The sequence below is a fragment of the Enterococcus sp. AZ103 genome, from assembly GCF_051714685.1.
GTDB lineage: Bacteria > Bacillota > Bacilli > Lactobacillales > Enterococcaceae > Enterococcus_A > Enterococcus_A alishanensis.
Map to the genome: position 1 here is coordinate 553,401 of NZ_JBIOSI010000002.1, position 21,216 is coordinate 574,616.

Annotated in this window: 17 protein-coding genes and 1 pseudogene; 17 read left to right on the plus strand and 1 reads right to left on the minus strand. The window is 33.5% G+C overall.

Going from position 1 to position 21,216, the window contains the following annotated elements; translation table 11 throughout:
- The first annotated feature begins 21 nt into the window (after positions 1–21).
- From ID741_RS17350 to ID741_RS17385, 8 genes are all read left to right on the plus strand, one after another.
- Complete coding sequence (locus ID741_RS17350; protein ID WP_218325473.1) at positions 22–861, plus strand: MetQ/NlpA family ABC transporter substrate-binding protein; 840 nt, start codon at positions 22–24, stop codon at positions 859–861.
- Positions 862–930: 69 nt separating this feature from the next.
- Positions 931–1,944 (plus strand): methionine ABC transporter ATP-binding protein, encoded by a 1,014-nt coding sequence (locus tag ID741_RS17355; RefSeq protein ID WP_438720974.1) that lies wholly within the window; start codon positions 931–933, stop codon positions 1,942–1,944.
- Positions 1,945–2,610 carry a methionine ABC transporter permease gene (locus tag ID741_RS17360; protein WP_218325471.1) on the plus strand — a complete coding sequence of 222 codons (666 nt, stop codon included), beginning with the start codon at positions 1,945–1,947 and terminating at the stop codon, positions 2,608–2,610.
- A gap of 1 nt (position 2,611) precedes the next feature.
- Complete coding sequence (locus ID741_RS17365; RefSeq protein ID WP_438720975.1) at positions 2,612–3,388, plus strand: carbon-nitrogen family hydrolase; 777 nt, start codon at positions 2,612–2,614, stop codon at positions 3,386–3,388.
- A gap of 103 nt (positions 3,389–3,491) precedes the next feature.
- Entirely contained in the window at positions 3,492–4,076 is a 585-nt protein-coding gene (locus ID741_RS17370; protein ID WP_438720976.1) for a ribonuclease H1 domain-containing protein, read from the plus strand.
- A gap of 170 nt (positions 4,077–4,246) precedes the next feature.
- Positions 4,247–4,531 (plus strand): hypothetical protein, encoded by a 285-nt coding sequence (locus ID741_RS17375; RefSeq protein WP_218325468.1) that lies wholly within the window; start codon positions 4,247–4,249, stop codon positions 4,529–4,531.
- Between the two features lie 82 nt (positions 4,532–4,613).
- Entirely contained in the window at positions 4,614–5,249 is a 636-nt protein-coding gene (gene trhA / locus ID741_RS17380; RefSeq protein ID WP_438720977.1) for a PAQR family membrane homeostasis protein TrhA, read from the plus strand.
- A gap of 415 nt (positions 5,250–5,664) precedes the next feature.
- Complete coding sequence (locus ID741_RS17385; protein WP_438720978.1) at positions 5,665–6,051, plus strand: hypothetical protein; 387 nt, start codon at positions 5,665–5,667, stop codon at positions 6,049–6,051.
- 75 nt (positions 6,052–6,126) lie between these two features.
- On the opposite strand, the gene ID741_RS17390 is transcribed toward ID741_RS17385, so the two are convergent.
- A complete protein-coding gene (locus tag ID741_RS17390) occupies positions 6,127–6,846 on the minus strand; it encodes a hypothetical protein (protein WP_438720979.1) in 720 nt (239 codons plus the stop codon).
- Positions 6,847–7,672: 826 nt separating this feature from the next.
- On the opposite strand from ID741_RS17390, the gene ID741_RS17395 reads away from it, so the two are divergent.
- The 9 genes and pseudogenes from ID741_RS17395 to ID741_RS17435 all read left to right on the plus strand — a co-directional run bounded on the left by ID741_RS17395 (position 7,673) and on the right by ID741_RS17435 (position 20,750).
- Positions 7,673–9,646, plus strand: coding sequence for a MucBP domain-containing protein (locus tag ID741_RS17395; protein ID WP_438720980.1), 1,974 nt, complete (start codon positions 7,673–7,675; stop codon positions 9,644–9,646).
- A 195-nt stretch (positions 9,647–9,841) separates the two neighbouring features.
- Positions 9,842–10,030: pseudogene (locus ID741_RS17400) on the plus strand (IS3-like element IS1520 family transposase); the annotation flags it as partial.
- Positions 10,031–10,258: 228 nt separating this feature from the next.
- Positions 10,259–10,954 (plus strand): class A sortase, encoded by a 696-nt coding sequence (locus ID741_RS17405; RefSeq protein ID WP_438720981.1) that lies wholly within the window; start codon positions 10,259–10,261, stop codon positions 10,952–10,954.
- A gap of 18 nt (positions 10,955–10,972) precedes the next feature.
- Entirely contained in the window at positions 10,973–11,563 is a 591-nt protein-coding gene (locus ID741_RS17410) for a hypothetical protein (protein WP_218325464.1), read from the plus strand.
- 169 nt (positions 11,564–11,732) lie between these two features.
- Positions 11,733–12,029, plus strand: coding sequence for a hypothetical protein (locus tag ID741_RS17415; RefSeq protein ID WP_438720982.1), 297 nt, complete (start codon positions 11,733–11,735; stop codon positions 12,027–12,029).
- 1,099 nt (positions 12,030–13,128) lie between these two features.
- Positions 13,129–15,990, plus strand: a complete 2,862-nt coding sequence (locus ID741_RS17420) for a Cna B-type domain-containing protein (RefSeq protein WP_438720983.1) — start codon at positions 13,129–13,131, stop codon at positions 15,988–15,990.
- Between the two features lie 753 nt (positions 15,991–16,743).
- Entirely contained in the window at positions 16,744–17,850 is a 1,107-nt protein-coding gene (locus tag ID741_RS17425; RefSeq protein ID WP_438720984.1) for a tyrosine-type recombinase/integrase, read from the plus strand.
- Positions 17,851–18,159: 309 nt separating this feature from the next.
- The gene (locus ID741_RS17430) at positions 18,160–18,864 is read left to right on the plus strand and encodes a helix-turn-helix domain-containing protein (RefSeq protein WP_438719019.1); all 705 of its coding nucleotides are present in this window, start codon (positions 18,160–18,162) and stop codon (positions 18,862–18,864) included.
- A gap of 92 nt (positions 18,865–18,956) precedes the next feature.
- Complete coding sequence (locus ID741_RS17435) at positions 18,957–20,750, plus strand: SpaH/EbpB family LPXTG-anchored major pilin (RefSeq protein WP_438719018.1); 1,794 nt, start codon at positions 18,957–18,959, stop codon at positions 20,748–20,750.
- Positions 20,751–21,216 lie beyond the last annotated feature (466 nt).

Genomic DNA, 21,216 nt, shown 5'->3' on the forward strand with positions numbered 1-21,216 from the left:
AAAAATTAGGGGGACATTTTCATGAAAGCAGGAGTATTTAAGAAAGCGACAATTTTTGGTGGGATAGCATTAGCAGCAGCGGTTTTATTATCAGGGTGCGGCGCATCGAAATCAGGTTCAGATGAAGCGTTAAGCACAAAAGAAATTTCAGTTGGGGTGACAGCGGGACCTCACGAACAAATTATGGAAAATGTAGCCAAGTTAGCAAAAGAAGATGGTTTAACGATTAAATTAACCACTTTTGATGATTATAATACGCCGAATACAGCTTTAAATGATGGTGACTTGAATAGTAACAGTTATCAAACGATTCAGTTTTTAGATCAGCAAGTGGAAGATCGTGGCTATGACATCGTACCGGCTTTCAAAACCATCTATGCTTTAATGGGGATTTATTCAAATAATGTTGATAGCGTAGAAGATATTCCTGATGGTGCAAAAATTGGCGTGCCAAATGACCCAAGTAATGAATATCGGGCATTGAAATTATTGGAGACAGCTGGTTTGATTAAATTAAAATCTGGCTTAAATGAATCAGCGACTAAAAATGACATCGCTGAAAATCCAAAAAACTTGGACATTCAAGAATTAGAAGCTTCTCAAATCGTGAATCAATTAGATGATTTAAGTGCTGCAGTGGTCAACGGAAACTTTGCTGTAAATGCTGGTTTAAGTGTGGAAGACGATGCAATTTTCGGTGAACCAACAGAAGGAAACGAGTATTACAACGTTTTTGCTGTACAAAAAGGTCATAAAGATGATGAAGTCGTGAAAACAATCAAAAAATATTACCAATCGGCTGAAAATGTGAAATACATCGAAGATACCTTTAAAGGAGCAATCGTTCCGGCGTTTGAATAACCATCTGAGGCGAGGCTGCGGCTTCGTCTTATCGTTTTTTTTTAGAGTTTTTAAAGTGGAGGAAATTTTATGATTGAGTTGAGAAATGTATCAAAAACTTATGTACAAAAAAAGCGTCAGATTGAAGCCGTTAAGCCAGTTAGTTTAACGATTAATAAAGGCGAAATTTTCGGAGTGGTAGGTTATTCAGGTGCTGGGAAATCCACCTTGATTCGGATGGTGAACTTTTTGGAGCCACCAACGACTGGCGATGTTTTAGTTAATGGTAAAAACCTAAACCAGTTGTCAAAAAAAGAATTGCTATTGGCGCGTCGTAAAATCGGCATGATTTTTCAAGGTTATAATTTGTTATCGACTGCGACAGTTTATGACAATATTGCGAAGCCTTTAAAATTAGAAGGTCTTTCCGCCGATGTGATTAAAGAACGGGTAGATAAGTATTTAACCTTGGTAGGCTTGAATGATCGCAAGGATAATTATCCGGCGCAACTTTCTGGCGGACAAAGACAACGGGTGGCAATTGCACGGGCATTGGCACATGAACCGGAGATTTTGTTGTCAGATGAAGCGACAAGTGCGTTAGATCCGGAGACGACTGAATCAATTTTAGAATTATTGCTGAAAATTAATCAAGAATTAGGGATCACAATTTTCTTAATTACCCATGAAATTGATGTGGTGACGCGAATCTGTGATCGCGTTGCGGTGATGGAAGAGGGTGCCGTGATTGAAGAAGGTCCAGTGATCGATGTCTTTACGCGACCAAAGAGTCCGACCACCAAACGATTTATTGGTGCCAATGAAAGTTACAACGTACCTGAAGATGTCTTGGCAGAAGCGAAAGCAACGGGTCGTTTGCTGAATCTGCAATTTATTGGTGAAAAGGCGACGACACCAATCTTGTCACAAGTATCCAAGGATTATCCGATTGCGGCGAATATTTTAAGCGGCAATATCAGTTATTTGAAGGAAAAACCTCATGGACATCTGTTAGTGCAGCTAGAGGGTGGCAGTGAGGCTGAGTTTCAAGCAGCTAAAGCATATATTGCATCGCAAGGCGTTTTTATTGAGGAGGTTAAGTAGATGAGTCAATTGATTTCAGAATGGGGTAGTGTGATTTATGAAGGGATTGGTCAAACCTTAATCATGGTGGGAATCGCCTTGGCGTTTGCGATTATTTTTGGGATTCCATTAGGGGTTTTGCTGGTGATGACGCGAGCAGAAGGGTTAACTCCTAATACAGTGATTTATTCAATTGCCAACACGTTGATCAATATTTTTCGCTCATTACCATTTATTATTTTACTATTTTTAATTTTACCAGTGACACGTTTCTTAGTGGGGACAACCATTGGGGTTCCTGGCGTGCTGCCTCCACTGATTTTATATACGACGCCGTATTTGGCTCGTCTAGTGGAAACCTCGTTGTTAGAAGTTGATCCTGGCGTGATTGAAGCCTATCAATCGATGGGGATTAGCAATTTTAATATTGTTAAAACAGTATTGTTAAGAGAATCGCGAGGCGGAATTATTCGTGGTTTGACGATTGCTTTGATTGGTTTAATCGGTGCGACAGCGATGGCTGGTTTAGTTGGGGCAGGTGGACTTGGGAGTATTGCTTATCAATATGGTTATTTGAGAAATGAACCGAGTGTGATGTATGCCACCATCGTGATCTTGATTATTTTGGTACAATTGGTACAAACGGTGGGGAATCTCATCGCAAATCAATTAGATCGGAGCAAATAAAATGAAGATCACAGTCATGCAAATCGACTTAGCCTTTGGTGAACCAGAAAAAAACTTTGCCCATATTAAGGAAATTTTTTCCCAGCAAACTTTTCAGCCTAATCAATTAGTCGTCTTACCAGAAATGTGGAATACTGCTTATGATTTGACTCGTTTGTCAGAGATTGCTGATGAAGAGGGAATGGAGACCCAAATATTTTTTGCTGAATTAGCCCAAACCCATCAGATTTATATCGTGGCAGGTTCAATTGCTCGTAAAGTGGGTGCAGAATTTTTTAATACGGCTTACACTTTTAATCCAAAAGGGGAAATCGTGGGTGACTATGACAAAGTCCATTTGTTTGGCTTGATGGCAGAAGATCAATATTTGGCTGCCGGCGATCAAGCAGTTTTCTTTGATTGGGCAGGGCATCAAGTTTCTACGGTGATTTGTTATGACTTGCGTTTTCCAGAATGGTTTCGTAAACAAGGGACCACAGGAACTGAACTGTTTGTCGTCCCAGCACAATGGCCGAAGCAACGGATTCAAGTCTGGCGAAAACTATTACAGGCGCGAGCAATTGAAAATCAATGCTATGTTTTAGGGGTTAATCGAGTGGGGAGTGATCCCAATAATCAATTTAATGGTCATTCCATGTTGGCCGATCCTTTTGGGGAAATCGTGATGGAATTGGGCGAAAATGAAACAGTTTTTCAGACAGAAATTGATTTTTCACGATTAAAAGAAGCCCGCAAAGATATTCCTGTTTTCAACGATCGCCGACCAGAATTATACTAATGACTTTCTCAAAAGTTGGTTCTTTCTAACTTTTGGGGATTTTTTGTTTTTGAATGCAAACATGTTAAAATAAAGCACAATAATTAATGAGGTGAACAGCGATTTGGCAAAATTTTATGCAATTAAGGTCGGCAAAAAAACCGGCATCTTTACAACTTGGGAAGAAACCAGCCGCTTAGTCAAAGGTTATCCCGGCGCAAAATATAAATCTTTTCCTACAAAAGCAGAGGCGCAAAACTATTTAGAAGCTCCTAAAGTAACGGATGATTTCAGTGGGTATTCGGCTTTTGTGGATGGCTCCTTCAATAAAGGCAAACAACAATACGGATCGGGTGTCGTTATTTTGAATAATGGTGAAGTGGTGGATGAACTATCGATTCCCGGAAATGATGCAACTTTTCTCGATAGTTTTCAGATTGCTGGTGAAGTGATCGCCTCACTGGAAGCGGTCAAATGGGCGGTGGATCATCAGTTAGACAAAATCATCATTCACTATGATTATCAAGGCATCGAATCGTGGGCAGTCGGCGATTGGAAAACCAATAAACCGATATCTCAGTTTTATAAAAAGGAATTTGATCAAGTAAGCCGCAATATCAGTGTCTCATTTGTCAAAGTTAGAGGACATTCTGGCGACAAATACAATGATCGGGCGGATTATTTAGCAGGCATGGCGGCAAATGCGTAATTTACAACTGAAAAAATAAAATGCTTGTCGAAGAAATAAAAGGATTAAATTAATTTAAAAGAATCTTCACAGGTTAGATAGTTTTCCTAACTTTTGGAGATTTTTATTTTTGCTTAAAAAGTTTGTGGTAAACTGCCATTTAATAGCTGTTAGAGAAATGAGGAAACTAGATGAAAGCCAAAGATTTATTAGTAAGTTTACAAGTGGCTAGTAGTGAGCCCAATCAAGTACCAGTGATTTCCTTTGTTTATTTGCCTGCGAAAAATCCGATTAATCGTTTAGAAATGATTGTTTTAGCTGATCGGATCGTTTTAAAAGCCAATCCGCGGGTTAAGCCTTTGACTTTGAGTGCTTTTGTGCGGGTTTTGAATCGGAAGAAAGAAGCCTATTTATATGCAGATGATCAGGTTATTTTTGGCTATAAAATAGTAGATACAGGAATTATGTTAGGATAAAATCTCAAATAGTTTTGGAAACTAGATTGAATTATTTTTAAAATCATGATATATTGTCTGTAGAAATGAATGAGGTGAAATTATGGTTGAATTTAGTAAGAAATATTTGATAACTAACGAAGTATTGAATGCAGTGACCCATGGTTTGGCGGCGATTTTGAGTATTGTTGGGCTGGTGGTCTTGCTACAAAAAGCCAATACCACGTTGAGTTATGTTTCCTTTATTATTTATGGTCTTTCGTTGTTTTTACTATTTTTAGCCTCGACATTATTTCATTCGTTGATTTTTACTAAGGCAAAAAAAGTTTTTCAAGTCTTTGACCATTGTTCGATCTATCTATTGATTGCTGGCACGTACACACCATATTGCTTATTACGAATTCCCGGATCAAAAGGCATCATTATTTTGACAGTGATTTGGGTGGCAGCGATTAGCGGTATTATTTATAAAAGTGTCACTTTAAAACGGCAGAACAAAGTTTCAAAGGTCTCGACGATTTTATATAATGTGATGGGCTGGGCGATTGTCTTTGCCTTGCCGACACTGTATCATTCCATCGGATTAAAAGCGTTGATTTTACTATTCTTCGGCGGTGTCGCATATTCGGTTGGTTCATTATTTTACACCATGAAAGATAAAAAATTCACCCACGTCATCTGGCATTTGTTTGTGATGTTGGGGGCAGTCTTGATGTTCTTATCAATCTGTCAATTTTAAAAATAGAATCCTAGAAGCTGAATCATCGGCTTTTGGGATTTTTTTATTTTATAGAAGGCTTTACTACTTAGAACGAATCTGTGTGATAGAAGTTACTATTTATATTATTCGCGTAAAAACAAAAGAGGCTATGATACCTCGGATGTTTCATGTGAAAACTTAGTATTCTTAAATCATTATACAGAACCTGGATATGGGAATAATTACTATCTTTTCACCGGCGTTTATAAAAAGAGAAATACGTACTATAAGCATGCAAAATCAACAGAAAATGACTTTGAGAAACTAAGTATGGGTAAACAATTTATTGGAAGATTGATTTTTAAAGTTGATTCTGACATTAGGAATAGTTTTCTTTAAATACGAAAGCGTTGTAACTTTATTAAGTGTTTATGAACTTCCAGTAGAAAGCAATATGAGTGATTTTCCAGATTATGCTAATGGTTTAGGTAACTTTTCACAGCTTAAACAGCTTGCTCCACTATCAAATGTGAAAGTTATCTGTTTACAAACTGATTTAGCAACAAGGAAGCATTATGTTGGTTCATCTTCTGGAAATAGCAACGGATTGTGGCAAAGATGGATGCAATACGCAAAAGGGGATCATGCCGGAGGAGATGTTGATTTGATAATTGTTGTAAAAGAAAAAGGGAATAATAAAGTCAAAATTATATTCAATATTCAATATTCAATTTTAGAAATCTTTGATACACGAGTAGACTTTGATAGTGTGATTTACCTTAGAAAAGAATTTTGGAAACAGACCCTTGATACTAGAGTTCATGATTATGATAAAAATTAGAATATGAAAGTGTTCCCTAGAGTTATAAGGGAGCACTTTCATTCTTAATAATATTGACTCATATTTAAAATATGTTTATAGATAATTCAAGGTATTAATAGTATCGTATAGTGTTTGATACTGATTTCTTAATTCGTTATCAGAAATATTTGCCTTGTTTAACACTGTATGTGATTGTGCTATAACTTGTTGTAATTTTGCGAAATCTGCACTTCCGATTTCTGTTTCAGTGATACTCTCAGCTACTAAAGTTAGAGTTTCCAAATGAGTATACATTGAAACTGCATAAAATTGTACATCTTCATTAAGCCATCCAGAACGCAATAAACCATCGTGTTCGTCTTTATTAATGGTGAACATATGGGATCCAGCTGCTACAGCATTTTTATTATAGCTACGATATACGGCTGTGTCTTTACCCTCAGAACTAAAGAAAGATCTTCCTTCTTGTAGCCATCCTTGTTGCTTTAACCAGTTATATTCGACGATACTTTTAGTGTAAAAATGATCTCCTGCATTAGGATTATAAAGACGGTATACTTCTTCTCCGCTAGTGGGTGTCATCCATGCAAGTCCCTCTGTTATCCATCCTTGTTCTTCTAACCATTCGGTTTCTTCAAAACTTTCAGTTAAAAAGTGCTCACCCGTATTTGGATTATATTCTCTCCATAAAAAATTTACGCTGGGAATTGACGTATTATAAACTTCCGATACATCAGCATTTGCGCTTGTATCAAACAATCCACCTAACCCCATAGATGCCAATAAACCTATACCTAAAAATACTTTTTTCATATAACTCCTCCTTGTGTAATAAAATTTTGAAATATTTTGGAAATTAATTATACCATATGAACTTATTAAGTAGCAGTCAGCTCTAATTATTGTATGTTTCAATTTATAGATATATAAAGTTATTTAAAATTACCAATTAAATTACGCCTGCATCCGGCTAACTTTTTATGATTTTATTATGTCAATCAAAAAACAATTTATTCAACTAACATAATTGATTGGGTTAATAAATAATTCAACCAACATAACAAAAATAGATTCTTTATTTATAAATAATTCTTAATGTACTCTAAATGAAGTTAGTTCTTATAAAATATCTATTTTTTGTAAAAGTCAATTAACAGTTAAAAAAATATTAAATTCATTTTATTATTAAATAAAATGAATTTATTTCATTTATTGGAATAAAAGTTGAAATAATTGTTGGTTTTGGTTAAAATATAAAATATTGGCTGGTATTTTATTAATATTTTTAATAGTGAGTTCTGAATTATGTTTACTATTAATTACACCATTCAATATCAGAATATCGAAGGTGACACTATTTCATCTAATGTGATTAAGTCCGGTAATGTTGGGGGTGCTATACATCAGAAAAACTAAGTATTAATTTTGTTTAAACAGTCATACTGTTTTCAGGATCATTTACCATTGATCCACAAACTATACTATTCGCAATACTTAGCGGGGAAATTCTAATCATCGGTGTTTTTATAATATATAGTAAATTTAAAATAAAGAAAAAATGACTGTAAATTAACCGATATAATCTCACAATCACGCGATATCCAAAATATTTTAAATAAATAATTTATAGGAGAACAAAATGAAAAAATCATATAGTTTATTATGTATAATCATAATATTGTTAGGTCAATTAATTTTGCCGATTTCTGCTGCTGCTGAAACAACTACAAGTTATAGTGAAGCAATTGATACCTGGATGCCCGATAAAAATTTACAAAAAGCGGTGGCTGAGAAGTATAATGTTGATGTTGATCATTTAACAAAAGAAATATTAGAAAATAATCAAGAATCCTATGTGGACCTTATGTTAACAGATGATCTTAACGCAGCCAGTGATAGCGGACGTTACTATGTAGAGAATTTGAAAGGTTTAGAATTTATTTCAGGAATGTTAAATGTAGATATTAGCTTGTATCATACAACTAATACATTTATGAGTATAGATCAATCCTACTTTTTAGATATCAAAAATAATTCAAAAAGAAATCATACGATTTTTAATGAAAATTATAACTCGGAATTCACAAATTTTTCTCTATTTTGGGATTATTTAAATGGTGATAATACTTATTCATCTTTTTCTTTAGCTGACAGTCAGTCAATAAATCGAACAACTAATTTACGTTTAGAAACAACTATTGATGACTACAGAAATATAGTCCTACCTATTTCTAATTTTTATCAAAAAGGAACACCATTTTCGGAATCATATAGTGGTGCAATCTTGTCCATAGATCCATTAGAAGCGGTATGGGACAATGATTTTGATACAACAGAAGAGGCAGAAAACCCGTTAAATTTTTTGGATTATGTATATGTTTCTCAAGAAAATATAAAGTTAGTTTATGCTATATATCTAGAAAATGATAATTTGGTTTTCAAATTAAAGAAAGGTGATATCGATTTATCAGATATTGATTTAGATGAACCTTTAAGTACTAGTTTATCGTTATATCATATGTTAATACCTACTAGAAGCTTATTAGGTAATTATCGTTTTAGTACACAATTAAACACAGATATATATTTGAAAAAACCTATAGAAATAGGAGAGAATGTAACTATTCAATATCAAGATACAGAAGGTAATACCCTTGCACCTAACGAGGTTAAATCTGGTAATGTTGGGGATCCTTATACATCAGAGGAACTAACTATTGATGGTTATACATTTAAAGAAGTTAAAGGTAATGCTTCAGGAACATTTACAACAGATCCACAAACGGTTACCTACGTTTATACAAAGGATCCTGTTAAAAAAGCTGAGGTAACTATTCAATATCAAGATACAGAAGGTAATACCCTGGTACCTAACGATGTTAAATCCGGAAATATTGGTGATACTTATACATCAGAAGAACTAACTATTGATGGTTATACGTTTAAAGAAGTTAAAGGTAATGCTTCAGGAACATTTACAACAGATCCACAAACGGTTACCTACGTTTATACAAAGGATCCTGATAAAGGTGGTGGAGTAACTATTCAATACCAAGACACTGAAGGCAATACTATTGCACCTAACGATGTTAAATCCGGTAATGTTGGGGATCCTTATACATCAGAGAAACTAACTATCGATGGTTATACGTATAAAGAAGTTAAAGGACAAGCTTCAGGAACATTTACAACTAATCCACAAACGGTTACCTACGTTTATACAAAGGATCCTGATAAAAAAGCTGAGGTAACTATTCAATATCAAGATACTAAAGGTAATACTATTGCACCTAATGTGGTTAAATCCGGTAATGTTGGGGATCCTTATACATCAGAGAAACTAACTATTGATGGTTATACGTTTAAAGAAGTTAAAGGAGCTGCTTCAGGAACATTTACAACTGATCCACAAACGGTTACCTACGTTTATACGAATAATCAGGTCTCTTCTGTAATTCCCACAGATAGTAATATACCTATTAATTCAAAACCAATAATGAAATTTCTTCCTCAAACTGGTGAATCAAAGACTATATTATTCACATTACTTGGTGGAGTAATTCTAGTCATTGGAATAGGTATATTTATTTCAAGACAAAAAAAAATTAGATAAAAAATTCATTTCATACTTGAGCTAATTGCCAACTATTGAAAGAAAATCAATAGAGTAATTCACGCGGATAGGTGTTCTTTTGCCTAGCCGCGTCTTTGTTGTATGTAGGATTTTTTTATGGTTTAATCATAGTATTATTTTTTCTGGCTTAGTATATTTTTGATTCCATATAGAAATCTATGAAAAAATAATCAGATAAAGCATACACATTCTCGTAATAGATGCTCAGAAGATAATGCTAGAATAGAGTGTTTTCACTTGAATTAGAAGCGTGGACATATAAACTTCCAAGCGTTTATGCCAATAGGTGGAGCAATAATTGGAATTGATAACTATATTCGTTGGTACAATAATGATCGAATTTCATTAGTTATAGGGAACTAAGGAACAATGGTACAATATGCCAATTAAGTAGCAGACTATCTGAGACAGATGAAAGATTATGTATGATATCTTATTTGAAAGAACGATGAGTTACTTTGCCTTGGGGTTCAAGCGGAGGCGCAAAGTGTCGAAGGCAGCACGACTATTTATAGCGTATTTATCTACAATTTAGAAAAGGGTTGTACGTTGGACTATGTTACTGGAAATATTAAATAAAGAGGGGTATGTATGAAAAAAATAGTTAAAACAATCCCTTTGATTCTTTTATTATTAATTGGATTAGCTTTAATTTTTAACAATCAGATAAAAAATTTTATCATTAGTAAAACAAGTGAACAGTATCAAGTCTCCAATGTAACAAAAAAAGAAATACAAGAAAATAAAAAAAAGAAAGAAACTTTTGATTTTGATGGAGTGCAACCCATCAGTAGTGAAGCTGTATTAAAAGCTAAATTATCTAACAAACGCTTACCAGTTATTGGTGGAGTAGCGATACCTAGCGTAGCTATCAATTTACCCATATTTAAGGGATTATCCAACGAAGCATTGTTGTGGGGTGCTGGTACGACTAAAGAGAATCAGCAAATGGGTGTGGGTAACTATGGATTAGCAAGTCACCATGCTTATGAGGATGACTTATTATTTTCACCTTTAGGAAAAGTTAATTTGGGCGCAACTATCTACTTAACTGACTTAGAAAATATTTATGAGTACAAAGTCACTTCAAAAGAAAAGGTGGATCCCACAGCAGTCCAATGGCTAGATGAAGTACCTGATAAATCATTAGTTACTTTAGTTACATGTGGAGATGTGAGTGGAATAAACAGAGTAATTGTTCAAGGAGAGTTACAGCAAACAGTACCTGTATTAAGTGCTGATAAAGACATGACAAATGCTTTTAATATGGAAGAAAAAACCTATTAATAGGAAAGAGGTTCTAATTTGATTTCATTTTTAATAATCCTAATGTTGCTTTATTTTATAAGAAAGCAATTCTCGTATGAATCCGTTAGTAAATTAACTTATTATTTTTTACCCTCTTTTTCCTTGCTACAAGTGATCTTTCAATTTCATTACAGTCAAAATAATTTAATCATTTTACTTTTATGTATTTTTATTGGTTCCTCAGTAGGCTATTATCAAGCAAAATATGCAATGATCAGGCAGCACTTAATCCCGATGTATGTTTACTTTGACGATAATGGTGAAAAAAAGAATATATATAAAAATCAAGTGGCCGTGAAAGGTGGTCTACATTATTTGATCGGTTGGATTACCATTTTTGTGATTCAAGTGGTAATCCAAGTAATTTTTACAGCCAGTAAGGTTCAATTAAATTCAGCACTTTATGGGGAACTACTTGAGGATTTATTTTCTATATATAGATTACAAGATTTTCAGAAAGGATCACAGGCTTGGTTCACGTGGTCTTTATATGGTTTTTCTAGTCTGTCATACCTTTTATTCTTGTGTAAGAGAAACATAGTTATTAAAGAGGTTCTTTTCCATACTAATAAAGAAATCATAGAGTAATTATATTCAATATTCATCTATCTTAATTAAAATGCTGTAAATTGTAAGTGTTACTTTAGCATGGAATTTAATTGAATCTTAGTTATGATTAGACATAAAACGTATTTAAGCCTAGTATTGAATAAAATGAAGATACAAAAATATATCTTTTAAAGAAGGAATGAATGCTATGAAAACATGTACGAAAATTGGAATTGGTGCACTAACTATTGCTGGTGCATACGCTACAATTAACTGTTCAGAAAAAATATTAGGTAAGTTTGAACGTGAGGTAACTCGCTACAAAACTAAAAAAGTTGTTAAAGATAAGTTTAATGGTAACGAAAAATTATTAGATATTGTTGATGATTTATCTGATAGCGAGCTAGACTCACTTAATCAAATCATTAAAAACGTTAAAACTAGTCGAGAAAAAGTTAAAGAAATGGGAAAGAAGATAAAAGATACTGCGGGAATTGTATTGTAATTGAAATTCTTTAATTCCTTGAGTCTGTAACATAAGTCTCCGAAAAAACTCCAGAAATGGCGGAAAACCGTCCATTTCTGGAGTTTTTTGTAAAATAAAAGATTGCAGTAGTAGTCGTACTCTCAATCATTCAATCTCCGAAAGGAATTAAAGTAAATATGCTCACTTTGGATATCTCAACTTGCTATTACCCAAAAGAAGATAATACCACTTAGTTTATTAATGAACGCGTCGAATCCCATGAAATCAATGATCTTGATCTTTTTTGACCTCCTCTAAATTATGATCTGAGCGGGAAGATTAAAGCTAGTTCTTTTCCCCTCAATTTCAATCCGTACCGAACAAATACGCAAAAAATCTATAGCTATGCTCGAGATATCAAAGAGTACAAAACAGAAAAATATACGAAAAAGAAGCAATTCAAGAAGCGTTAATCCAAGGTGGCAATACATGCATCATTAAAGTTAGTCCTTCGACGGATTATTTTAATGTAAACAATGTGCCTTACTTTCAGAACTTGGAAATGGAAAAATCTGCGCAATAAGAAAAATTGATCTAGAATCAGTCTTTGCGTGAATGAAGGCTACGTTGTAGTTCACTAGATGAGGAGGGATAGGAGAGGTGAAGAAAGAACCAATCCTCCTATTAGGGCATTAAATATGAGCACTCTAACTGCAATAAAATATATCAACATTTTGAGTACATAAATAAGTTGGCTCCCAGAAATCATTTACAGTTTCCAGGAGCCAACTTTTCAAAATAACAACTATGACTTATGTTACGTTCCCTTTATGATTTGTGGGCATTAAACTTATCTCCCAGTCAATTATGGATGTTAGAAGTTCACTAAATATATTAAATATAAAATAATGATTATTTAAGAGATCAAGACATCAGTACATTATAAGAGTAGTTAATTTCATGTTTTCATCCTCTTTATTTTCGCTATATAAGTGCCTCTTATTGATTTTAAATTGAATATTATAATTTATTTAAATAACACTTGTAGTATGTCTGCTCCATATTTTTGTTGATAAACTACACTAGTTACATTTAAATTTAGCTACAATAAAATAATCAAAAAAGAAAGAGGATAACTATGAAGAAAATAATTTTTATACTGGCGCTACTCTTTAGTGTTATAACTGTTACAAAGACAGTACATGCAGAAACTACTATACTACCTCCTAACCCTATAACCAATGTTCGAATTGATACAAATTTAAAAAATAATGCAGAAGTAAAGTTGGATAACTTAGATATGCTTAATTCTAGACTTTATACCTTAGTGGACAATGATAAAAATTTATATTTTTGTTTAGATGAAAGTAAATATTATCCTACTGGAAATGATTATCGGGCGGATTTAAATGAAAAACTACCTAGTTCTGTTTTATGGTTAATGGAAAATTTTTATCAAAATCAAGGAAAAAATGAAGAAGTTAAAAATATCCCTGCCTACAAAGATGCAAATGAATTGACCAGATATGCTGCTACTCAAATTGTTATATGGAAATTTACTGGAGGAAAATTTAGTGACAAGTTACTCACATCGAATCCGATAGTTAATGAACTATATAATGAAGCAAAAGCAAAACCAACTGATGACCACTCTTATCAAGAAATGATTGATAGATTGAACAATGTCGAAATAAATGCCAGTGAGATAACTCCTCATGGGGAAGATGGCGATAATTATCTTTACAAACTTCAATTTGAAGATAATTTAGACTCGGAAACGGAAAAACTATTTAAAATTGATAGTAACGAGACCAATATTAATGTTCAATTATACAAAAATTCTACTATAGAAAATATTACCAAAGATGTGACAATTGAAAATAATTATCAAGATCGTACTATTTTAATAAATATACCAAAAACACTTATTGATGATAATCCTTCAGAAGATGCTAGTCTTTATTTTAATATAGATTCTGCTCTTGTGACGAGACAACCTTATTATTTGGTATTTGGGACCACAGGGTTTGTACAGCCTATTGGAGGATATCAACCTATTAAAAAAATACTAACCACAAGAGCTAGTATTGATTTAAACACCTCCAACAAATCATTTTCAGTCCTAAAACACTGGGATGATAATAATAATCAAGATGGAAAAAGGCCTGAAGACTTAAAAGTGCAATTGTATCAGAGTGATACACCATATGAATATACAAATACGGAGGCCACTACGTCCGGTAAGGAAAACAAATTTGGTGATACACAATTATTAAACCAAGAGAATGGATGGGAATATATTTGGGCAAATTTACCAGCAGAGAACGATCAAGGAGAAAAATTATATTATACTGCTAGAGAAGAATTAAATGAAAATTCTGGTTATGATCTCACGATAAAAGATACAGATAATGGCAATGCTATTCTTCTAACCAATTCAAATGATCCTGAACAAATTAATTTAGCCGGAATAAAAAAATGGGACGATGCTAATAATCAAGATGGCATTCGCCCAAATAATATATCAATCAATTTGTTGGCCGACGGGGAAGCTATTCAAACTACGACTACTAATGAAAATTTAGGATGGTCATATGAATTTACTGATTTACCGAAATTTAAAGATGGAAAAGAAATTGTCTATACTGTTGAGGAACAGGATGTGCCTGGGTATACCACAAGTATAGATGGCAACACAATTACGAATGCCCATACACCTGAGTTAACAAAAATTGATGGTAAAAAAGTTTGGAATGATAGTAATAACCAAGATGGAAAGCGTCCAAATGCTATTACTGTAAATCTTTTAGCAGATGGAAGTAAAATAGATTCAAAAGTAGTGACTGAAAAAGAGAACTGGACTTACCAGTTTACTAATCTGGCTAAGTATAAAGAAGGACACGAAATAGTTTACACAGTTACCGAAAATACGATTCCAGACTATTCGACTAGTATTAACGGTACAACAATTACAAATAGCTATACGCCAGGTAAAACAAGTGTCACTGTGACAAAAGCTTGGGATGATCGTAATAATCAAGATGGTCTTCGCCCCGAGGGCATTAAAGTGCAATTATATGCAGATGGGGAGAAGTTAAAATCGCCTGTACTACTGAATGATTCCAATAATTGGACAACTACTTGGGATGACTTACCTGAAAAAGAAGCAGGAAAAACAATTGAATATACAGTTAAAGAAGTAGACAAATTGGATGGATATGATGTTAGCGTCAATGACCATGATAAGGGTAACATTATCATTACGAATACCCATACACCTGAATTAACAAAAATTGATGGTAAAAAAGTTTGGAATGATAGTAATAACCAAGATGGAAAGCGTCCAAATGCTATTACTGTAAATCTTTTAGCAGATGGAAGTAAAATAGATTCAAAAGTGGTGACTGAAAAAGAGAACTGGACTTACCAGTTTACTAATCTGGCTAAGTATAAAGAAGGACACGAAATAGTTTACACAGTCACCGAAAATACGATTCCAGACTATTCAACTAGTATTAACGGTACAACAATTACAAATAGCTATACGCCAGGTAAAACAAGTGTCACTGTGACAAAAGCTTGGGATGATAGTAATAATCAAGATGGTCTTCGCCCCGACGGCATTAAAGTGCAATTATATGCAGATGGGGAGAAGCTAAAATCGCCTGTACTATTGAATGATTCCAATAATTGGACAACTACTTGGGATGACTTACCTGAAAGAGAATCAGAAAAGGCTATTGAATACACAGTTAAAGAAGTAGATAAATTGGATGGGTATGACGTTAGCATCGATGATCATGATAAGGGTAATATTATTATTACCAATTCTCACAATGCTGTAAAAAAAGATGGATCTAATTCAAAATCAAAACAGCAAAGCTTTCCGGCAACCGGTGAAAATCAAAATAAGCTATATTTAATTGTAGGTTTGATTTTAATAGTTTTTCTCGGGTATATAATACTAAAGAAACTTTATAACAAGAATACAAAGAGTTAATTGTCGATATCGCCAAATATATTAGTATAGATAGAAATGTCTTGTTGAGAAAAAGAACGTCCCTATTCTAAATGGGAACTGATGAACGTTACACAAGCACGCTGTGCAATGTTGCAAGAAATAATGCAATTTCTGCAACATTGTGGCAGTTATCAAATGTATTCTCAGTGTTGCATATGAGTATACGTATAATAGAGTTTTTAAATTTCTGATATTTTTATGCGGTTCAAAAATGAGAACATCCTTTAAAAATTGTGGTAAAATTTTGACTTCTATTTTGTATGATGAAAATGAATTCTATTATTGCGTTACTCCTTTTCTTTGCCTTAAATAGTTTTTAATTATTATTTAAAATAGTATAAGATTTATGTTTTATTTTTATAAATAATTGCGAAATTGATTTATAATAATAGTTATTTAGTTAGCCTGTTTCTAGGTACCATAGCTACAAAAAAACTTGCACAGATATCTACTCTTTTCAGGAGAAGGTATTTGTACAAGTTTTTTTACTTCTTTTAACTGTTTTTGTACTTGGTATAGTGAATACCAAGTATAAATCAATATACACTATTTAAAAGCAAATATAACGATAGCTTATATTGGTATGTTAACCAAAAATCATATTAATTTCAATCTTTTTTCAAATAAAAATAATTGTTAGTTGAAAATTAACAAATAAATTTGATTTTTTTTTGTTTTTTTAATATTTTTAACAACCGTCAATTAAGCCGTCAAAAAAAGGAGTGTTTTTTAATGCCTAAACGAGGCGAAAATATCTACAAAAGAAAAGACTTACGGTGGGAAGGCCGATATAAAAAAGGGATCAAAGAAAATGGGAAAATCCATTATGGCTATATTTATGGACGCAGCTATAAAGAAGTAAAGGAGAAGCTTTATTATTACAAATTGACTTATCAAAAGGTCTGTCAACAAAATGGGTTAAGTGCGCAATCCTATGAAGAATGGGTCTATCAGTGGCTAAAAGAACGAAGAAAGACGCTAAAGGAAAGCACCTATGCCACATATTTTTATAAGTTAAAGCGTTATGTCTTCTCTCATATAGGGAATATTCCTTTAAATCAGTTAACAAAAGAGAGTATTCAACAAGTTATTGATACCTTGAGTGACCAAAAACTTGGCGCTTCAACCATTCACGTTATCTATCAAATTGTTAAAAAGAGCTTACAGGATGCTCTTACAAAAGGAAAAATTAATCAACAACTTTGTCACCATATAGACTTACCAAAAAAACAAAAAAAGATGATTCGATCTCTGTCTACTGAGGAAGAAGAAAAGGTTGAAATTGCTGCCAAGCAACTACCCTTGTCTAAGGGATTACCTATTATTTTAGCGCTAAATACTGGATTAAGGATTGGAGAAATATCAGCTTTAAAGTGGTCAGATATCGATTTTAAGGCAAAAACACTTCGCGTTACTCAATCTTACCAACGGGTTCCTTTACAACAGGAACAACAGAAAACAACTTTATTATTTACATCGGCAAAGAGTGCGCAATCGATACGGGTTGTTCCTATCGGTCGGAATCTTTACAAATGGTTAAAAAAGGGTGCACGAAAAGCAACGGGACCTTACGTCTGTTCCTCTCGGGAACTACCTCAAGAGCCTAGGCAAATTACTTACTATTTCCACCAAATTTTAACGAAATGTGACTTGAAAAATATTCACTTTCACCAATTGCGTCATACTTTTGCTACGAGGTGTATTGAAGCTAATGCGAGTATCACAGCAGTAAGTGCAATTCTTGGTCATGCATCTACTCAAATGACCCTGGATGTCTATACTGATGCAAATTTAAAAAGTCGCCAACAAGCAATCTTAAAAAAAGAACAAATCGCCTAACGTCATTTTTCTTCAATATTCATTTAAAAAATGAAATGAGAAAACTGAGGGGGGCTTTTTTTGTTTTTTTTTAGATTCTTCCTCTTTTAAGACTGTGACATTTTCCGTTTATGTTATCGCTAGCTTTCAAGATAAAAAGTACCTCGTTATTCCGTAATAGCCGTCAATGGTCGTCAATGAGCTTATTCAAAAACTATTGATATCAAGGTTTATAGTCTTGTACTTAGAATTCTCTATACCAAGTATGAAAAATTGTTAAGTAATTCATTATACGCTTTTAAATGAAAAAAAAGTAGAGGGGGGAGTGAGATGGTTAGAACGCTTGTTTTAACAGAAAATGTAGAAAATGAAATGATTCTTTATGAACAATTACGTCGCTTAAGTCACGAAGCTTTCTTAACCAACGACTTATTTATTTATTGGCAAAAAAATAGATCTTTACCTGTTTGGATAGACATATTTCCAGTGATTATTATTAGCGAAACAATTCCTCAAGCAGAAGCTAAAGAAATGAGTGTTCAATTAAGTAGGGATAAACACGTTGTTTTATTAAAAATAGATGGCTTTTTATCTGTAGAAGAGGAAGAGGAGTGGCTCAATAAAGGAATTATCCACTGCTTTTCAGCGAGAGCTTCGCTTTCTGAAATGAGAGAAATGATGTTTAAATACAGTGCCAACGTGACTGCTTTAGGAAATCAGAATAGTTATGTAACGACCTTTGATGTTTTTTATAAACAGTTATCTCCTAAAGATCAGTTAATCATTGGTACATTGATAGATTCGCAAAATAAGCCTGTTACGAGACAAGCACTGTCTGATGTTGTTTGGCATAAAAGCAATAATTCTACTTTGAGTCAACTTTCTTTACGAATAAAAAAATTAAATCGCAAAATACAGGAAGTGTTTGACTTCGCAGATGCCATTATGACGAATTGGGGAAAAGGTTATTGCTTAAATGAAGAGTTTTATAAAGTACATTACAAAGAATTAAATACTGATTTAAAAGTCATTTAAAGGTTTTAGAAAGATCGATATTTATAAACAACATACACGAAGGAATAACAGTAGGTTGTCTTATTAATATAAATAATAAAAGGAGTGGGAAAATGAATAAAAAAATTCGTTTCACAAAAAAATTAGTAGTGACCACAGCTGCATTGGTGATGTTAGGTGGTGGCTTACCTATAGGATTAGGTGCAAGCGCTTATGCAGAACAAACAATTAGCAGTAATGCCAGCTCAGATACAACAACAGATCGGACAATTACAGTATGGAAATATGAAATTAAAAGTAATTCTGATTTAGGCGGTCGAGGAGATGGAGAGACTTTGGATCCTAGTTCAGCACCTGATTTAGATGGAAAAAAAGTGATGAAGGATGTCAATTTTGAATTGGTCCGTGTGATACCGAAAGATGGCGTGTCGTTAACAGACCCATTAAAACAAAAAGAGGGAACCGATTATACAGTAGACTCAAGCTTTACGAAAATGACTGGCAAGACGGCTGCCGACGGTAGCTTAACATTTAATGTAAGTAAAGATTTAACCAATAAAAAAGAAGCAGATGGCATCTATTTGGTTCGAGAAGTGAAAGATTCTAGTGGTAAATATAGTTATACAGATACAGAAGGTAAAACTGGTGAAGTGGCGAAGCCAATGGATCCATTCTTCGTGTGGTTACCACAAACAAAAAGAGATGATACAAGCAAACTTATTTACGACGTGAATGTCTATCCCAAAAATATTGTGACAGATGCTGAATTAGATAAGACGATCGAAGAAGGGCAAGGATATTCGATTAAAGCGGGTAATAATTTCCAATGGGAAGCAACAACTAAGCTACCTGATGGTTTGTATTATAAAGCAGATAAGGAAATGATTATTACTGATGTATACGATCCAACATCAGGAACAACTTCAGATAAGCCAGTGGCAATAGGAGACGAAGTTTATGCCAACTATGTAACTGTAACCGATGATTTAAATACGGCCTTATTACTAGACGATATTGAAGTACAATCTTCTACTGATGGCTCTTCATGGACTACTTTAACAAATGACAACCAGTATACAGTTACTTTAAATGGTACAAAGGTGGCAGCTGGAGACCCTGTGACTAACACAACTGCAGGAGATGCTAAAAAGGTAGTTGTAGACTTAACACAAGCAGGGATGAAAGAATTAACTGAGAAGAAGATGCCTTATCTACGAGTGGTTTATAAAACCCACGTGAATAAAGATTTTAACGGAACAATTTCAAATAAATACCAATTGAATTATTTAATACCTGGACAAAAACCAGTGGATAAAGAAAGTAATGAACCAGAATCTTATAATGGTGGATTTAAGATTAATAAAACAGCAGAATCTAAGGATACTAAATTAGAAGGTGCTGAATTTTATATCGCAGATAGTGAAGCGAATGCCAATGCTAAAAAATATCTGGCTTCAGATGGTAAATCTTACACATTAAAAGATGATGGATCATCAGATCCTGTTTTACCGAGTGGTGTTACGTACCTTATTTCAACTTCTAATGCCAGCGGAGTAGCACAATTTGATGGACTAGCTCTTAATTGGTTTACAGATTCTAATGGCGATGGCAAACAAGATCCAAATATCGATAGTGAAGCGACATGGGCAAAAGACAAAATTCAAAAAGATTATTGGATTGTGGAAACAAAAGCACCGTCAGGATATGAATTATTGAAAAAACCAGTACAAGTGACAGTCAAATTAGATACAGATACAAATCTTGTAGTAGATGTAGAGAATAAAAAGAAAAGTGATTTACCATTTACTGGTGGCGCTGGTATGACTTTATTGATTGTGATTGCTTTAGGGGCGATTACTGTAGGTACTGCAGCAGTAGTAATTGAAAAGAAACGTCGCGCTGTATAATTTAAGAGTTGAAAGGAAAAGTAAAAAGAATATTTTTCAGAAATATTTTTCTTATTCCTAAATAATACCTTTTAGGGATAGTGAGTATATTCACTATCCTTAATTATTTTTTGTCAAAAAAAAACGATTAAAGATGCTATACAAAGATACACATTCTTATAAACAGTACAATCGACTATCTTATTCTTCGTAAAAAATAGTTCATGCGTAACATTTTCAACAGCATGTAATGGAAAGAATACTGTGTATTGATTCAGCTATGATATCTATTCAGTTATTCAGTCAACAGTCTTAAATAATTAATGAAAATATACGTCTTTTATTTTTGAGTGATCTAGCCATAGAAAACTAATGAATCATAAGACGTCACAATAAAAAAAGTATGTCATTAATAGTTTATCTATTGAAATCTCTTAGCCCCTATAGAAAGAATTATTGCTATAGCGAGGAAGGAAATAATGTTATC

What these genes read in the sequence shown, in the direction of transcription:
- ID741_RS17355 (WP_438720974.1), top strand. Translation starts at nt 931, where the DNA reads ATGATTGAGTTGAGAAATGTATCAAAAACTTATGTACAAAAAAAGCGT.
- ID741_RS17375 (WP_218325468.1), top strand. Translation starts at nt 4,247, where the DNA reads ATGAAAGCCAAAGATTTATTAGTAAGTTTACAAGTGGCTAGTAGTGAG.
- ID741_RS17395 (WP_438720980.1), top strand. Translation starts at nt 7,673, where the DNA reads ATGAAAAAATCATATAGTTTATTATGTATAATCATAATATTGTTAGGT.
- ID741_RS17430 (WP_438719019.1), top strand. Translation starts at nt 18,160, where the DNA reads ATGGTTAGAACGCTTGTTTTAACAGAAAATGTAGAAAATGAAATGATT.
- ID741_RS17385 (WP_438720978.1), top strand. Translation starts at nt 5,665, where the DNA reads ATGAGTGATTTTCCAGATTATGCTAATGGTTTAGGTAACTTTTCACAG.
- ID741_RS17435 (WP_438719018.1), top strand. Translation starts at nt 18,957, where the DNA reads ATGAATAAAAAAATTCGTTTCACAAAAAAATTAGTAGTGACCACAGCT.
- ID741_RS17420 (WP_438720983.1), top strand. Translation starts at nt 13,129, where the DNA reads ATGAAGAAAATAATTTTTATACTGGCGCTACTCTTTAGTGTTATAACT.
- ID741_RS17415 (WP_438720982.1), top strand. Translation starts at nt 11,733, where the DNA reads ATGAAAACATGTACGAAAATTGGAATTGGTGCACTAACTATTGCTGGT.
- ID741_RS17390 (WP_438720979.1), bottom strand. Translation starts at nt 6,846, where the DNA reads ATGAAAAAAGTATTTTTAGGTATAGGTTTATTGGCATCTATGGGGTTA.
- ID741_RS17425 (WP_438720984.1), top strand. Translation starts at nt 16,744, where the DNA reads ATGCCTAAACGAGGCGAAAATATCTACAAAAGAAAAGACTTACGGTGG.
- ID741_RS17350 (WP_218325473.1), top strand. Translation starts at nt 22, where the DNA reads ATGAAAGCAGGAGTATTTAAGAAAGCGACAATTTTTGGTGGGATAGCA.
- ID741_RS17405 (WP_438720981.1), top strand. Translation starts at nt 10,259, where the DNA reads ATGAAAAAAATAGTTAAAACAATCCCTTTGATTCTTTTATTATTAATT.
- trhA (WP_438720977.1), top strand. Translation starts at nt 4,614, where the DNA reads ATGGTTGAATTTAGTAAGAAATATTTGATAACTAACGAAGTATTGAAT.
- ID741_RS17365 (WP_438720975.1), top strand. Translation starts at nt 2,612, where the DNA reads ATGAAGATCACAGTCATGCAAATCGACTTAGCCTTTGGTGAACCAGAA.
- ID741_RS17360 (WP_218325471.1), top strand. Translation starts at nt 1,945, where the DNA reads ATGAGTCAATTGATTTCAGAATGGGGTAGTGTGATTTATGAAGGGATT.